The 13,955-nt window shown below is 73.2% G+C and carries 14 protein-coding genes; 7 read left to right on the forward strand and 7 right to left on the reverse strand.

Annotation, left to right across the window (positions count from 1 at the left end):
- Positions 1-313, reverse strand: a 313-nt coding sequence (locus IE329_RS00630; RefSeq protein WP_229927054.1) for a hypothetical protein, incomplete at its 3' end; no start/stop codon positions are given.
- A gap of 145 nt (positions 314-458) precedes the next feature.
- Between IE329_RS00630 and IE329_RS00635 the strand changes: the two genes are divergently transcribed.
- Positions 459-1,013, forward strand: coding sequence for a hypothetical protein (locus tag IE329_RS00635; protein WP_190208731.1), 555 nt, complete (start codon positions 459-461; stop codon positions 1,011-1,013).
- 91 nt (positions 1,014-1,104) lie between these two features.
- Here IE329_RS00635 and IE329_RS00640 read toward each other — a convergent pair whose 3' ends face one another.
- Complete coding sequence (locus IE329_RS00640) at positions 1,105-1,572, reverse strand: GNAT family N-acetyltransferase (RefSeq protein ID WP_190208732.1); 468 nt, start codon at positions 1,570-1,572, stop codon at positions 1,105-1,107.
- A gap of 245 nt (positions 1,573-1,817) precedes the next feature.
- Here IE329_RS00640 and IE329_RS00645 point away from each other — a divergent pair, with 245 nt between their 5' ends.
- A complete protein-coding gene (locus IE329_RS00645; RefSeq protein ID WP_190208733.1) occupies positions 1,818-3,047 on the forward strand; it encodes a hypothetical protein in 1,230 nt (409 codons plus the stop codon).
- 117 nt (positions 3,048-3,164) lie between these two features.
- On the opposite strand, the gene IE329_RS00650 is transcribed toward IE329_RS00645, so the two are convergent.
- Positions 3,165-3,926 (reverse strand): bestrophin-like domain, encoded by a 762-nt coding sequence (locus tag IE329_RS00650; protein ID WP_190208734.1) that lies wholly within the window; start codon positions 3,924-3,926, stop codon positions 3,165-3,167.
- Positions 3,927-4,198: 272 nt separating this feature from the next.
- Between IE329_RS00650 and IE329_RS00655 the strand changes: the two genes are divergently transcribed.
- Both IE329_RS00655 and IE329_RS00660 read left to right on the forward strand, forming a co-directional pair.
- Positions 4,199-5,836, forward strand: coding sequence for an alpha/beta hydrolase (locus tag IE329_RS00655; protein ID WP_190208735.1), 1,638 nt, complete (start codon positions 4,199-4,201; stop codon positions 5,834-5,836).
- Between the two features lie 67 nt (positions 5,837-5,903).
- Positions 5,904-6,563, forward strand: a complete 660-nt coding sequence (locus IE329_RS00660) for an MSMEG_1061 family FMN-dependent PPOX-type flavoprotein (RefSeq protein WP_190208736.1) — start codon at positions 5,904-5,906, stop codon at positions 6,561-6,563.
- 78 nt (positions 6,564-6,641) lie between these two features.
- On the opposite strand, the gene IE329_RS00665 is transcribed toward IE329_RS00660, so the two are convergent.
- Entirely contained in the window at positions 6,642-6,917 is a 276-nt protein-coding gene (locus tag IE329_RS00665) for a hypothetical protein (protein WP_190208737.1), read from the reverse strand.
- Positions 6,918-7,206: 289 nt separating this feature from the next.
- Here IE329_RS00665 and IE329_RS00670 point away from each other — a divergent pair, with 289 nt between their 5' ends.
- Positions 7,207-7,980: a maleylpyruvate isomerase family mycothiol-dependent enzyme gene (locus IE329_RS00670; RefSeq protein ID WP_190208738.1), complete on the forward strand. Its 774-nt coding sequence runs from the start codon at positions 7,207-7,209 to the stop codon at positions 7,978-7,980.
- Between the two features lie 275 nt (positions 7,981-8,255).
- Here IE329_RS00670 and IE329_RS00675 read toward each other — a convergent pair whose 3' ends face one another.
- On the reverse strand, positions 8,256-9,023 hold the full coding sequence (locus IE329_RS00675) for a hypothetical protein (RefSeq protein ID WP_229927055.1): 768 nt from the start codon (positions 9,021-9,023) through the stop codon (positions 8,256-8,258).
- 423 nt (positions 9,024-9,446) lie between these two features.
- On the opposite strand from IE329_RS00675, the gene IE329_RS00680 reads away from it, so the two are divergent.
- Both IE329_RS00680 and IE329_RS00685 read left to right on the forward strand, forming a co-directional pair.
- The gene (locus IE329_RS00680) at positions 9,447-9,974 is read left to right on the forward strand and encodes an Imm1 family immunity protein (protein ID WP_190208740.1); all 528 of its coding nucleotides are present in this window, start codon (positions 9,447-9,449) and stop codon (positions 9,972-9,974) included.
- Between the two features lie 119 nt (positions 9,975-10,093).
- Complete coding sequence (locus tag IE329_RS00685) at positions 10,094-10,639, forward strand: hypothetical protein (protein ID WP_190208741.1); 546 nt, start codon at positions 10,094-10,096, stop codon at positions 10,637-10,639.
- A 336-nt stretch (positions 10,640-10,975) separates the two neighbouring features.
- Here IE329_RS00685 and IE329_RS00690 read toward each other — a convergent pair whose 3' ends face one another.
- A complete protein-coding gene (locus IE329_RS00690) occupies positions 10,976-12,466 on the reverse strand; it encodes a glycoside hydrolase family 6 protein (RefSeq protein ID WP_190208742.1) in 1,491 nt (496 codons plus the stop codon).
- A gap of 337 nt (positions 12,467-12,803) precedes the next feature.
- Complete coding sequence (locus IE329_RS00695) at positions 12,804-13,643, reverse strand: siderophore-interacting protein (protein WP_190208743.1); 840 nt, start codon at positions 13,641-13,643, stop codon at positions 12,804-12,806.
- Positions 13,644-13,955: the final 312 nt, after the last annotated feature.

Raw genomic sequence — 13,955 nt, forward strand, 5'->3', positions numbered from 1 at the left:
CGTTCGCCGTCTCGGTGTTCGCCGCCGCCGCGGTGGCCGGCTGCGGGCCCGGGCGGGCGGTCTGGCAGAGGCTGCAGGCGTGCCAGCGCCGAGGCCACCAGGGTTGGTCCGGGTCGCCGGGCCGGTGCGGGGCGATCGTCATCCCGCCGGTGTCCAGGCCGCACAGCGTGAGGGGGCCGCAGGCCTCCGAGACGTCGGCGGGTACGGCGTGCACGCGGCGCACCGGGTGTTGCGGATCCGCGGGTGCGCGGTCGGACCCGAGGACCCGCACGTTGGTCGGCACGTCCAGCTCCAGCACGACGACGAAGTTCATCCCCCCACCGTGGCTGCCGAACCGGGCGGCCGCACCCGCAGCGTGCCATCCGGACCAGTGCGGCGGCCCGCACCGGCGGGCCGGGCCCGCGATCCCGTCGGCCGGGGGACCGGACCGGTGGCCGTCGGCGGGGAGAACCGGACCGGTGGCCGGCCGCGTCCGCAACGGTATGGACTTCCTGCCCGCGCTGCTCGACGCCCTGCCCGCCCTCGACCGGGGGGAGCAGGTGGCCGGACCGTGGCGGCTGCGCCGCGCCGGGTCGCTCGACCTCGCCGGCAGCGGTGAGTGCTGGCTGGAGGACGGCCAGGGCGGCGACGCCTTCGGCTTCGGCGCCGGCGTCGCCTACCTCGTGCTGGACGCCGACCCGCGGCGCCCGTCGGTCGTCGCCCTGCTGCTGCACCACGGCGACACCCCGCCGGTGGCGGCGGGCGAGGACGGTGACCGGGTGGACACCGACTCGGGCGTCCTGATGCTGCACGCCCTCGGTGCGGCCGGGCGGGCCGCCCTGCTGGACCGGGCGACGTCCGGCCGGCCCGCGGAGGGCCCGGCCGGGGCGGAGTTCGCGGACGGCTGGCTGATGCTCCCCGACCGGCAGGCGGGCGGTCCCGCGCTGGTGATGCTGGTCGACGCCGACGGGTACCGCCTGATCCCGGTCCTGGACGCGGCCGGCCGTCCCACCGCCGTCCTGGTGCACCGCTGAGCGGCCCGGCCGGGGCGGCCGCCCCCTGCGGCGCCCGGGCCCCGGTGGGCCGCGTCGAGGTGCCGGTGGGCGGGGGAGCGGACGGAGCCGTTCACCGGACCCACCCACCCGGGCCGGGCCGCAGCGCCATGAAGCCGCCGACGGGCTCGAAGCCGAGGGCGCGGTAGAGGCCGGCACCGGCCTCGGTGGCCCGGAGTTCGACGGAGCCGCAGCCGGCGTCCTTGAGGGCCTCGACGAGGGCGGTGGTGGCGGCGCGGCCGTGACCGCGCCGCTGGTGGAGGGGATCGGTGGCCACCGTGTGGATCCTCCCCCATCTGCCGGTGGGGTGGGCCGGACCACGGTAACCGCGGTGCACCAGGCCGATGGCGCAGGCCACGAGTCCGCCGTCGGCGGGGACGACGTAGGCGAGCAGGTCGGGATCGGTGCCCAGGCGGGCGCGCAGGTCGTCGCGGAAGACGCCCTGCCAGTGCTCGGTGAGCGGGCCGCCGTCGCGGACGGCGATGCGCAGCCGCAGAATTTCGTCGGCGTCCGCCGGTTCGGCTGGCCGGGCGGTGGTCATCGGCTGGTCTCCCTCGGACGGGACGGGACGGGACGGGACGGGACGGGGACGGGGACGGGACAGGGCGGGCGGGGCCGGGCGGCCGGGGTCGGTGTGGCAGGACAGGGCGGATCCGGCCACCGGATCCGGACCGAGCGGATCCGGGCAGGACGGATCGCCCTCACCGTAGTGCTCGCCGGCTCCCGCCGGAGGCGGGCGGCTCGCGGTGGCCCGGGGATGTCGGCGGCGGTGGGTACGGTGCGGTCGTGCAGAACGTCACTGAACCGGAACGAAGCGCCTCCCGCCCCCGCGGATCAGGTCTCACCCACACCTACGCCCGCCTGCTGCTCGAACACGGGCACCCCGAGCCGGTCCGGGCGGCCGCGGCGCAGGGCGAGTGGGAGTGCTCGCTGGCCCTGGCCGAGGAAGCGGAGGCCCGCGGCGACCGGGCGGCCGCCGAGGAGCTGATCGCCCCCCACCTGGCCACCGGCCGGTGGCGGCCCGCGGAGGTCGCCGCCGGACTGCTGGAGGCCCAGGGCCGGATCGACGAGGCACTGACGCTCCTGGGCGGACACCTGGGCGGCGAGAGCGCGTGCGACGCCCGGATCGCGTACGCGCGAGCGGCGGCGCGGCACGGCCGGGTGGACGAGGCGTTCGCCGTGCTGCGCCCGCACTTGGCGGACACCTGGACGCTGCGGACGTTGGTCGAGGTCACCGCGGGCCACGGCCGCGACGTCGAGATCGCCGGGCTGCTCGAAGCCCTGCTCGCCGAGCCCGCGACGCGGTGGGGGTCCGACAGGGGGTCGACGCTCGCGCTCGCCCTGTGCCAGGTGCTGGACCGTCAGGGCCGGGGCGACGAGGCGGCGCGGCTGCTGCGTGCACGCATCGACGCGATGCGGGGCAGCGTCCGCGGCGGCGAGGTCAAGGAGTACGCGCGGCTGCTCGTCCGCCAGGGCCGCCGGGCGGAACTGCTGGCCTTCATCACGGACGACACCCGGCGCGGCCACGCGGAGTACGCGATCCGGACCCTTGCCGCCGAACTCGCCGGGGAGGGCCGGGTCGACGAGGCCGTCGACCTCGCGGCGGGGCTGTCCGGCGCAGCCAGGGCCGGCGTCCTCTTCTCCGTCCTGAGCAGGAGCGGGCGGATCGACGAGGCGGTCGCGGCTGTCCGCTCCGCACTCGACCCGTGGGACAGCAACGGCCTGCTGTGCAACGTCCTGGACCGGCTGGCCGACGACCGGCGGGTGGCGCAGGCACTCGCCCTGCTGGACGAACTCGCACCCCGGACGCAGGGCGACCGCGACGCCGAGCAGAAGCTGGACTCCTACCGGGCCTGGATGCTGTGCGAGGACGGCCGGGAGGAGGAGGCGTTCGCCGTTCTGCTGTCGGTGCCCCGGACCGGGTGGAGCCGGTCCCAGCTGGCCGAACGGATGATCAAGTACGGCCGGGTCGAGGAGGCACTCGCCCTGCTGCGCGCCCCGCTGCCGGACGCCTGAGCCCGAACGGCCGGACGTCTGGGTGCCTCAACGGCCGGACGTCCGGGCACCTCAACGGCGGGACGCCCGACCGGGCGTCCCGCCCCTGATCCCTGGCATCAGGGGCGGGACGCCCGGTCAGATGACGGAGAACCGGCCCAAGGCGAATCTCAGCGCGTCGGGCTCCACGTGGATCCCCCCGCTGAAGGGGTGGTTCATGGCTGACAGCATGGTCAGCACGCCCGACACCAGCAGGGCGAGGCCGCCGATTCCGACGATTCCCGGCCAGGTCAGGTCCTGGATCTGCAGGGCGGCGGCGGCCACCAGGAGGATTCCCGAGAGGATCAGGCCGATCCACAGGTAGTTGGGCACCTCCTGGGACACCGCCAGCATCCGGGCCCGCCGGGCGTCCCCCACGTCCCGCAGGGCCAGCAGGGAGTCCCGCGCGAAGGTCTGCTCCTGCTTGGAGTCGCCCGACGTGTCCTGCAGCACCCGTCGCAAGGTGTCGTACAACTCCTGCGCCCGGGCACTGGTCCCGCCCGTGGCCATCGCCGGCCACTCCTCGTCGATCACCGTGACCGTGTACCGGCGCGTCAGGTCGCGGACCTCCGAGCGGGAGGCGTCCGGCAGCGGCCGCGTCGCCCAGTAGAGGTTGACGAGGCTCGCACCTTCGTTGCTGACCTCGTCGCCTGCCTTGCTCAGACTGGTGCCGGCCGAGACGATCGAAAGAGCCAGGATGAAGCTGAACAACGTCCGGTTGAGGGTCGAGAAGTGCTCGACGCCGTCCTTGAGGCTGGATCCCTCCCGCCAGCGCTGCGGAACGTAACGAACCATGAGGACCAGAAGGAGGATCGAGGCGCCGACACAGCAGACGACCACGGTGATTGAAGCCAGGCTCATGGGGCCCATTTGATCTCATCGGCCCGCTCCGGCCGAAACCCGCGGTGACACATCCATCACAATGGGTGCAACAGGATGATCGAAGTTCACGGGCCGGGTGCGCCGAAGGGGAAGGACGCAGGCCGGACTGACGCTCCGTCCGGACCGGCGCCGGCGTGGCGAGCGGCCCCGCCCCGGCGCGTTCCGGCCCACGGGGGTGGGGCAGGCCCCACCCCCAACTGTGCTGCTGGCTCCAGGGACCGGGCCCGGCCGGCTGCGGGAGGGTGGGCGGTATGACGACATCACCGCACGACCCGCCCGCCCGCGAGCGGCCCCGCCGGACCCGCCCGGTGCGGGCGGGCAGGCCGCCGTACCCGGGCCGGGCCGCCCGGACGACCGGCGTCGCCGCCACGGTGGCGCTGCTCGCCGCGACCCTGGTGCTGCCCACCGCGGCCGCCGCTGCGAACGGCCCCGCGTCGGCCGCCACTTCCACCGCCACTGCCGTTGCCGCCGCGGCGGCCGACGAACTCCCGGCCCCGCGCCTGGACTGGACGGCCTGCCCGTTCCCCGGCGCGCCGGACGGACTGCAGTGCGCCTCCGTCCAGGTACCGGTGGACTACGCCGACCCCCGCGGAGCGAAGACCACGGTCACGGTGGACCGCCTCCCGGCGACCGGCGCACACCCCGTCGGCAGCCTCTTCTTCGACCCCGGCGGTCCCGGAGGCTCCGGGACCGAACTCGTGTACGCGGAGTCCCTCGGCGCCGGCCTGTTCTCCGCCGCCACCCGGGAGCACTTCGACCTGATCGGCCTGGACCCGCGCGGCGTCGGACTCAGCAGCCCGGTCCGCTGCGACCCGGAACTGCTCAACCGCCAGGTCTCGCTGTTCCCGGCCGACGAGGCCGGGTTCCAGCGCCTGGTCGAACGGAACCGCGAACTGGGCCGCAGCTGCCGCCGGCTCACCGGGCCCCTGCTGGACCACCTGGACACCGTCAGCGCCGCGCGGGACGTCGAGGTGCTGCGCCGGGCACTCGGCCAGGGAGCACTCAACTACCTCGGCCTGTCGTACGGCTCCCAACTCGGCGCGACGTACGCCGCACTCTTCCCCGACCGGATCCGGACGCTGGCCCTGGACGGCGCACTCGACCACTCGCTGGCGACGACCACCCTGTTCAAGGACGAGGCGCGGGCCTACGAGGACTCCTTCCGGAGGTTCGTCGACTGGTGTGCGCAGGACCTCACCTGCGCACTCCACGGCATCGACGTGGGGCGGCTGTTCGACGAGCTGGTGGCGGCCGCCGACCGCACGCCGATCCCGGCGCCGGACTGCGTCCGGTCGGGCGACTGCCGGCCGTCCGTGACCGGTGAGGACATCCGGCTCAACCTCCAGGGCCGGCTGCTGTTCCCGTCCCGCCGGGGCGAGTTGGCCCTCGCCCTGGAGCAGGCACGGAACGGCGACGCCTCGGCCTTCTCGTCCCCGCTCGCCACCGGCCCGGCCGACGGGGAGGCGAACGGCAGCGCGATCGCGATCGAGTGCCTCGACTGGCCGACGCCGATCCGCACCCTGGCCGACCTGCAGCGACTGCAGGGGATCGGCCGGACGGTCGCTCCCCGGCTCGGCGGAGCGTCCCAGTCCTGGACCATCCTCACGGGCTGCGTCGGCTGGCCCGCGCCGGTGGTGAACCCGCCCCGGCCGGCCGTCGTCCGGCACGCACCACCGATCCTGATCACCAACGCCACCCACGACCCCTCGACGGCGTACCCGTGGGCCGTCCACCTGGCGGGCCGACTGCCCTCCAGCGTGCTGGTGACCCGCGAGGGCGACGGGCACACCAGTTACCTGGCCCGTGGCGCCGCCCGCACCAGGGACGCCATCGACAGCTACCTCCTCACCGGCCGGACCCCGCCGCCCGGCACCGTCTACGCCGACTGACCGTCCCCGCGTCCCCGCACCGACCGGCCCGGAATCGGTCCGAGACCGGCCCGTTAGGGTCGGTGGCATGACGACACCCCTGGCCGGCAGTGCCTTCGACTCGCTCCGCCTCGACGCCGTGCCCGATCAGGACGCGTTGCGCCGGGTCTACGAACTGCCCAAGGAGACGGCCATGCGCAAGCAGATGACCGAACTCACCGAGCAGACGAAGCGGTTGATCGGCTGTTCGTCGCTGGTCCTGGTCGCCAGCACGGACGCCGAGGGAAACTGCGACGTTTCCCCGCGCGGCGGCCCCGCCGGGTTCGTCACCGTGCTGGACGAACGCACGGTGGCGATACCGGACGCGACCGGCAACAAGCGTCTGGACACCCTGCAGAACGTGGTCGCCACCGGACGGGCCGGGCTGCTCTTCGTCATCCCGGGGCGCACCACCACGCTCAGGGTGAACGGCCGGGCCTGCGTCTCCACCCGCCCGGAGCTGCTCTCACAGCTCACCGCCGTCGGCAAGCCACCGGCCAGTGCGCTGGTGCTGGGCATCGAGGAGGTGTACCCGCACTGCCCCAAGTCGCTGCTGCGCAGCGGAGCCTGGAAGCCGGAGCAGTGGCTGCCGGCGGACGCCCAGCCGACCTCGGCCGAGGTGACGCTGGCCCAGTTGCGTCTGCCGGAGCTGACGATCGCCGACGTCGAGCGGGCGGAGGCGGACTCGCTGAAGTACCGCTACGAGTGACGAGCCGACCTGCGCCGGTGGAACCACCGGCCCGGCGGATCGGTCGCGGGACGGCGCCGCCGGCGTCGTCCCGCCGCGTCACCTCCGACGGAAGAAGTCCTCGTCCGCGATCGCGGACACGGCAGCTTCGACGTGCTCCCGCGTGACACTCGGGACCACCAGCAGGTCCCTGGCGGTGAAGTGACCGAGTCGGTTCAACTCGACGGCCACCGACTGTGCGAGACGAACCGGGTCGTACACCTCGACGGCACGCCTGCCGCCCTCCCACGCGACGGTCACCTCCAACCAGCCCTTGGCCTGCTGAATCGCCCAGTCGTAGTGCGGACCGTCCAGCGGCGAACAGCCTGTCCGCAAAGGGCGCGGCTGCGTTCCCCAAGGACGGGGGCGAACCCCGCCGCCCCGAGCCGTACGACGCCCTGATCGCGCTGCCGGAGCACGCCGGCGCTCCGCGGCCCGAGGTGGCGGCCTGGGAGGGCCGGGGCTTCATGGGCGGGGCCGACGTCCTGGCGGTGTGGGACGGCAGGGCCGTCCCGGCCCGCCGGCCGTCCGCGCCGTCGCATTCCTTTGCCTGACGCTCCGGCCGTCGACGCGTTCGCGACAAATTCGCTACCGGGCGGCCGGAGGGCCGTGATACACAACCGGGGTGCAAAACATCTTGGAGTTTCCCGAGGTCCTGCGGCTGATCGAGGATCGCTCGGCCGCTTTCCGCGCCGCGATCGCGTCGGCCCCCGACCTTGACGTCCAGGTCCCGAGCTGCCCGGACTGGACGCTGCGCGAACTGGCGCAGCACCTCGGCGACGGCCGCCGCCGCCAGGCCGCCATCGTCGCGGCGGGCCCGGGTGCCGAGCCCCCGGCGAGGACGGACCCGAAGGGCGCCCCGACCGCGCCCCGCGACCGCGAAGCCCTGGACGCCTGGCTCGCCGAGTCGACCGGGCTCATGCTCGACGCGATGCGCGAGGCCGGCCCGGACCGCGGCTGCTGGACCTGGTGGGGCCGGTCGCAGGCCCCGGAGACCAGCGGAGCCTTGGCCCGGCACCAGATCCAGGAGTTCGCCGTCCACACCTACGACGTCCAGCTCACCCTGGGGGCCGCAGAGCCGCTGTCGACGGACGTCGCGGTCGAGGGCGTCGACGAGTTCCTGACGACCGTCTCGGCGACGACCGTCCCCTGGCCGTTCAAGCCGGCGACCATCGACCTGCACGCGACCGAGGGCGGCTCCTGGCGCCTGACCCTCGACGGCGACGGCGTCCGCTGCGACGACCTCGCCGCCGACGCGGAGCCGGGCGACCTGGTGATGCGAGGCGCAGCGAGCGAACTGGTCCTCTACTTCTACGCCCGCGTCCCGCTCGACGTCCTGGAGACCATCGGCGACACCGAGCCGATGGAGCAGCTCGCAGAATGGGACCCGAACGCCTGAACGCGCACCGGTGACGGACCTGCCGGTCGTGCGCGGCCGCGGGTGCCACTGGGCCCGGGGGAGCGCACATCGCGCGGCCGCGGGCAGGCCGCGGGCCTGCTGTCCGGGGGCGAGAGGCGCACCCTGTGGGTGACCCTCGCCCCCGGACAGTGCCCGAGGTGTCTTCCCGTCGGATCCCGCAACGGGTGCCGTGTGCCGACGGGGTAGCGTCCGGGAGGGCGACGTCCCCCCGTCGCATCGCCGGCCGGACCGTGACGGTGTCCCCGGAGGCGTGGTCAGGAGCGTCGCAGTCCCTCTGCCACCCGAAGCAGTTCCTGGTCAGGGAGCGACGCGGGCCGGCTTGAGACGGCAAAGGTGTAGGCCCCGTCGGACCAGGTGATCGAGCGGTCCTTGGACGTCGGTGACTCACTGAAGCCGGCGGCGTGTCCGTCGACCGTGGCTTGTGGCCGGCTCGGCTCCGGAGCCGGTGTCGCCAGGCGGGTCTGGGTGATGACAAGCGCGGGGCCGCCCTGGCGCGGCCGGTAGCCAGTCGTCCAGCTCGGTCCCTCCGCAGCAGGTGCCGCTGAGCCCGGGGACGGATTGTGCGCAGGATCGCCGTAACCAGGGGGGAGGTAGGACGGCTGCGCCAGGTCGCGACCGTCGAAGTAGGCGACGGGCCGGCCGGCGACGACGTCAAGGAGCGACCGGGCGGCGAGGGGCGTGCTGAGGTGCGTGCTGATCAGCGCTGAGCCCACGGCGTTCTCGGGGCACTGGTAGGTGGGCCCCTTGAACGCCCTGCGATGAAGAAGAACGTCGACGTGGTCGGCGCTCTCGTGCGCCACCAGCTCGGGTTCCTCTTCGCACTGCCAGTTGACGGTGAGGATGATGCTTCTGCCGTCCGCACTCACCAGGGCCTGACCGTCCGCCGGGGCGTCGTAGGCACGCCATTGGGACGGCAGCCACCAGGTCCGAAGAACCAGTTCGGCAACCGCCGCGCAGAGCACGGCCAACACGACGAGGCGCGCACGCGTCGACAGACGCGGTATCCACTTCGCTCGCCTCAATGACCCTCCTGGTCGGTCGGGGCAATGGTCACGGGACGAGGTGCCGGGAGTCAAGCGAGCCAAGAACTTCTGAGTTGCACGCCGCGCGAGAAGGCTCCTGCACGACGGGAGGCCGCAGCGGTTGTCCTGCAGCATCACCCACGCCGAGGCGTTCATGGCGAGCATCGCGCCAACCGTTGCGGCAGTGGGTGGGATGTCGCCCAAGGGGTGTCCCGCTTCTCCAGGCGGCCCGGCGGTGGAGGCGTGTCGGTGGGGCCTGAGACACTCCGGTTCTTGCTGATCAAGGGATGGCGACGGCCACCGCCGACAGCGGTTGTCCGGGCGCCGGCCGGTCGTCCACCGGCTTGACGAGGAGGGTGAATTGATCGAGGAAGAGATCCTGGGAACAAGGAAGCGCACCGGGGGTGGGCGTTGATTCTCCGAGTGAACATAGCGGGCGACGAGTACCGTCCGACGCGCCCGGATGACATTGTCGGCCTCATCTCGGAGGCTTTCCGGTCGATCACACCGCAGGAAGTCTCTCCCGGCGTCCACTCCGCCGCCACTCAGGCCTGGTTCACCGTCAGTGAGCCGGACGCCCGAAGCCCCAGTGCATACCTTCGCGTCACAGCGGACGAGCGAAGCGGCTACGGGGCCCTCAGTTGGTGGTCCAGCGTGCAGACCGGCGGAATGTACGACTTCTTCTGGCTCTCCGACAACCCGGACCCGGCCTGTTCGGGGCCCGAACTGATAGCGGATCCGGGCTCCGGCGAGTGCTACGAACCAGCCAGCGCCCTGCCACTCGCACAGGTCAGGGCCGCGATCGAGGAGTACTGCGCATCCGACACCGGCGAACGCCCCACGTGCATCGGCTGGGTCACCGGAGAATTCGACGGCGCGCGCCACGACGGACCGCGATTCAACCAGTGGCTCGATGCCTTCCCCCGAGAATCAAGACGAAGCCCGAGCTGATTCGACCGCCGGTTCGATGCCTCGGCGGGCACGGCTGACGGTCAGCTGCTCATCGGGGCAAGCGGCGGCTCATGCCTGTCCCGCAATGATCCAGGGGCTGAAGCGCTCTGCGGGAACTGGTGGACCAGCAGCTCCGGGCGGGTCCCGCCGACTACAACCGGGTCTTGTGCGACCTCCTCGCGCTCGAAGGGCAGTACCACTGGTGTGTTGCTCTGGAGGACTTCACCGACGACTTCTACGCCGTGACTTGCCCGCATTGCAGCGTGGAGGTGACCGTGGCCGTCGGCGACTACGGCTGCTACTCGGCGGTCCGCGACTGGGATCTGGGCGACATCGATCGACGTGCGCTGCGGCCCGCGTCGGCTGAGGAACTCGCCGACCCGGGGCGATGGATGCACGCCACGGCTGTCCGTGACGGGCAGTTGCAACTCGCCGAGGGCATCCGGCATCTGTTCGGCCGAGTGGAGTGCCCACGCTGCGCGAGTGCGTTCAGCTTCGCGGAGGCATACACGATCGCCAGCAGACCCGGATCTGGGCCGTCTACGGACTGGCCGAGCGGGACGATCCGCGCTGTATCGACGGCGCCGACCGGGTGGGACCCGTCGACGAGTACGAGTCGTGGTCCTGGATACTCGATGCGCCCTCTCGGTACGAGCAGCGCCTGAGGGAGCGGGAGGCTCCGGCCGCGACCGAGTAGCTCATGCTCGCCTCCGTGTCCCACTGTGGGCCGGCTGGTCGTCTCAAGTCATCTGCTCAGGGCAGAGACAGCTCTTGGTCGCCCCGCTCCGGGAACCCTTTGTGATGATTGGCGCCGGCGGACACGGACCTCGGATGTCCGGCCGATCGTCCGGGGTCGGAACAGCGTTGTGTCCACTCAATCCGGCCAGGGCCAGCAGGCATCGAGGATGCGGCCGGCGGCGACCGAGTGCGCGGCGTGCTGAAGCCGCCGGCCGGAGGGTCTCCGGCCGGCGGCATTCACCGGGTGTGCGTCGGACCGGGCGTCAGACGGCGGTGCAGGCAGCCCCGTTCAGGGTGAACGCGGTGGGCGTGGGGTTGGCGGCGTTGTAGGTGCCCTGGAAGCCGAAGGCGGTCGAGGCGCCTGCGGCGAGGGTGCCGTTGTAGCCGAGGTCGGTGGCGGTGACGGCCGCGCCCGACTGGGTGATCTTGGTGTTCCAGAAGCCGGTCACCTTCTGGTCGCCCCCGTAGGTCCACTTGAGCGTCCAGCTGCCGATCGGGCCGGTGCCGGTGTTCTTGACCGTGACGTCGGCGGTGAAGCCGGTGCTCCAGGTGTTGGTCCGGTAGGCGATCGAGCAGGCGGCGGCGCCGGCCGTGGGGGTCGCGGTGGCGGTCGGGGTCGCGGTGGGCGTCGTGGTCACCGTGGGCGTCGCCGTCGGGGTCGCGGTGGCGGTCGGCGTGGCCGTCGGCTGGGGGCTCGGGTCCGCCGCGTTGGCCGCCAGCTGGTAGGCGACGTCCGCCGAGAAGGTGCCCGCGGCGGCGGCGCAGCCGTCGGCCTCACCCGGGGGCTTCACCCAGAGGAAGGCGTCGATCGCGGCGTCACCGGTGGCGGCGGTCGGGTAGTTGCCGATCGCCCGGCCCGCCGGGTCGCACCAGGCGCCGCCGCCCGCCGGGCCGTTGCCGTTGCGGCTGGTGTCGATGACGGCGTGCAGGTTGCCGGGGTTGCCCAGGGCGGACAGCACCGACTTGCTGTAACCGACCTCGCCCGCCGTGGTGTTGAAGTTCGAGACGTTGGTGAAGAAGCCGTTGGCGTTGGCCAGGATCCCGGCGCTGCGCAGCCGGTCGGCCTGGGTGGCGGCGCTGTTCCAGGTGGAGTGGCCGCCGTCCAGGTAGACCTTCGCGTTGGGAGCGGCGGCGTGGATGGTGGCGCCGGCCCGCGAGAGCGAGGCGAAGCGGTCGGCCTGCTGCTGGGCGGACAGGCAGGTGGTGAGGGCGATCGAGTCCGGCTCCAGGACGACCAGCGAGGGGCCGCTGCCGAGGCCGGCCGCGAACTTGGCCACCCAGGCGTCGTACGAGGCGAGGTCGGGCGCGCCGCCGGCGGAGGCGCCGCCGCAGTCGCGGTTCGGGATCTCGTACACCACCAGCACCGGTACCTGGCCTGCTCCGGCGGCCGCCGTGGTGATCGTCCGGACATCAGAAGTGACGGTGTCAGGGCGGTAGTTGGCGAACCAGATGCCCTGCGGCTGGCTGGCCACCCGCTTGGAGATCACCGAGGTCCGGGAGTCGTTCGGATTGGCGGCGACCCACTTGACGACCTTGGAGGCAGGGTCCTTGTAGAACTGCGTTCCGCCGGCCAGGCTGCCCTGGACCGCGGCGCCGGCGCCGGTCTGGGTGGCCAGCAGGACGGCCGCGGCAGTCGCTCCGGCGGCCAGCGTCAGCAGGGCGGTACGGCGGCGCCGGGGTGCTCCGGGCTGCTCTTCGGTGGCGCGGCCGTCGGGGGAGGGGGCGGCGCGCCGGACGGGCTCGGGGGTGCTCATGGGTGTTCTCCGCGTGCTCTCGGGTGGGAGAGAATCCAGGACGGTCGAGATGAACGTGGGAGCGCTCCCGCGATCGGGGTCGAGCGTAGCCAAGCCACGGCCTCGGCGTAATCCCTGACGCACGAGAAGTTTTCTTGCGCCTTCCGCCGCCTTGGGCAACACCTGGTGGGAGCGCTCCCGCGATCTACGACCACCCGTGCACCCCGGCCGGCCCGGCGCACCGTCCACCCCGTCCACCCCGGCCGCTGGCGTCCCGGGTACTCCGGCGCCCGGCGGCGGCCATGGGACGGCAGGTGGCCCGGCGGGCCGGGGTGGACGGGGTGGACGGGTGACCGGCTCAGGACGGAACGGTCTCCTGTTCCGCTTCGACCTGGGCGTTCCATGCGCGCTTGGAGGACTGCCAGCCGTCCTCGTCGTGGCCGAGCCGCCAGTAGCCGGAGACGGAGAGGTCCTCGCGGGGGATGCCGTGCTCCACCCGCAGGAGGGCGCGCAGGTCCTTCACGAAGCCGGCTTCGCCGTGGACGAAGGCGTGCACCCGGCCGGCGGGGAAGTCCAGTGCGCGGAGGGTCTCGGTGAGCAGTTCGCCGACCGGGCGCTCGCCGCGGTGCAGCCAGTGGACCTGGGCGGTGGTGTCGATCTTCTGCTCCTCCTCGGGGCCGCTGATCTCGACGTAGGCGTGGACGTCGGCGTCGCGGGGGAGGGACTCCAGCGCGACGGCGATGGCGGGCAGGGCGCTCTCGTCGCCGGCGAGCAGGTGCCGGTCGGCGGTGGTGTCGGGCGTGTAGCCGCCGCCGGGGCCCATGAAGCGGACGGTGTCGCCGGGCCGGGCGCGCACGGCCCAGGGGCCGGCCAGGCCCTCGTCGCCGTGGACGACGAAGTCGATCGTGAGTTCCCGCAGTTCGGGGTTCCAGGCGCGGACGGTGTAGGTCCGGGTCACCGGCCACTGGTCGCGGGGGAGGTCCTCGCGGATCCGTTCCAGGTCGAAGGGCTCGGGGTAGGTGACGCCGTCGGCGCCGAACAGGATCTTGACGTAGTGGTCGGTGCAGGTGCCCGCGGTGAACGCGGCGAGCCCCTCCCCGCCGAGCACCACGCGCTGCATGTGGGGGGTGATCCGCTCGGTGCGCACCACGTGCGCGGTGTACGGCTTGCGGGGCCTGCGGACCGGACGTTCCGGCATGGACGCTCTCCTTGTGTAGGTGATCGGCGAAGCGGTCCCGTCCCGGTCGGACGGCCGCGGGCGCGACTCCGGCCGTGAGACTCCGGCCGCGCCGCGCGGAGCCGGCTGCGGCGGGGCCGCCGGAGCAACGGGCAACGGGCGGGGGCGAGAACCGGGCGGCGCCGGCGTGAGAGCCGACGCAGCGACGACGGCGCCCTCGACGGGAGCCGACGCGGTGACGAAGACCGTCGCGTACTCGGGCCGTCACACGGGACGGAACACTCGCCGGCGCTCCCGTGCGGGCCCGGACCGGTGCCCACGGCGACCGGTCGT

This window comes from Kitasatospora indigofera (genome assembly GCF_014655955.1).
Taxonomy (GTDB): domain Bacteria; phylum Actinomycetota; class Actinomycetes; order Streptomycetales; family Streptomycetaceae; genus Kitasatospora; species Kitasatospora indigofera.